The organism is Shewanella sp. MBTL60-112-B2, from assembly GCF_019655055.1.
In the GTDB taxonomy this organism is placed as follows: Bacteria; Pseudomonadota; Gammaproteobacteria; order Enterobacterales; family Shewanellaceae; genus Shewanella.
This window is the reverse complement of the sequence record NZ_BPFA01000076.1, coordinates 1-912: the sequence shown is the minus strand read 5'-3', so window position 1 is coordinate 912 and position 912 is coordinate 1. Positions and strand designations below refer to the sequence as shown.

The 912-nt window shown below is 49.9% G+C and carries 1 protein-coding gene; it reads right to left on the bottom strand.

The genetic code is table 11. The annotated features are described in order from the left end of the window. Positions 1-912, bottom strand: a 912-nt coding sequence (locus K5Q73_RS21890) for a hypothetical protein (protein WP_220766187.1), incomplete at both ends; no start/stop codon positions are given.

The window sequence follows — 912 nt, the reverse complement described above, 5'->3', positions numbered from 1 at the left end:
CTACTGCGCTTCCTCTTCTTCTTCCTTCTTCCCCTCCCTTTTTCCCCCCTCTTCTTCTCCTTTTTCCTTTTTTCTCTTCTCCCCTCTTCCTCCCCCCTCCCCCCTTCTTTCTTTCCTCCCTCCCTCCCTTCCTTCCCCTCTTTCCTCTCCTTTTTTTTCTTCTCTCCTTTCCTCTTTTTCCCTTTCTTTCCTTCCTCTTCTTTTCCCTCCTCTTTCTTCTCCTTTTTTCTTCCTTCTTCCTTTTCTTTTCCCCCCCTTCCCTCTTCTCCCTCTTTCCCCTTTTCTCCTCCTCTCCCTTCCCCTCTTTCTTCTCTCCCTTCTTTTTCTCTCTTTTTCTTCCTCTCTCTTTCTTCTTTTCTTTCTCCTTTCTTTCCTCTCTCCCTTTTCCCTCTCCTTCCCTCTCCTTCCTCTCCCCTTTTCCCCCCCCTCTCTCTCCCCTTCTTCCCCTTCCCCTCCCCTTTTTTTCTCCCTCTTTTTCCTTCTCTTTCTTTTTCTTTCCTTCTCCCTCTTTCTCTTCCCTTCCCCTCTCCTTTTCTTTTCCTTTTCTCTCTTCCCTCCCCCCTCCCCCTCTTCCTTTTTCTTTTTCCTCTCCTTCTCTCTTTCCTCTCTCTCTCCCTTCTCCCCCCTTTCCCCCCTTCTTCCTCCCTCTCCTCTTCCTCCCCCCCCCTTTCTTCTTCTTCCTTCCCCTCTTCCTCCTCTCCTTTTTTTTCTTCCCCTTCTCCCTCTTTTCCTTCTCCTTCCTTTTCCCCTTCCTTTTCCCCTCCCCTCTTCCCTCCCTCCTTTTTCTCCTTTCCTCTCTCTCTTCCTTTTTCCTCCTTCTTTCCCCTCTTCTCTCCCTCCTCTCTCCCCCCTCCTCCCTTTCTTCTTCTTTCTCCCTTCCCCTCCTTTCTCCCTTCTTTCCTCTTCCTTCCT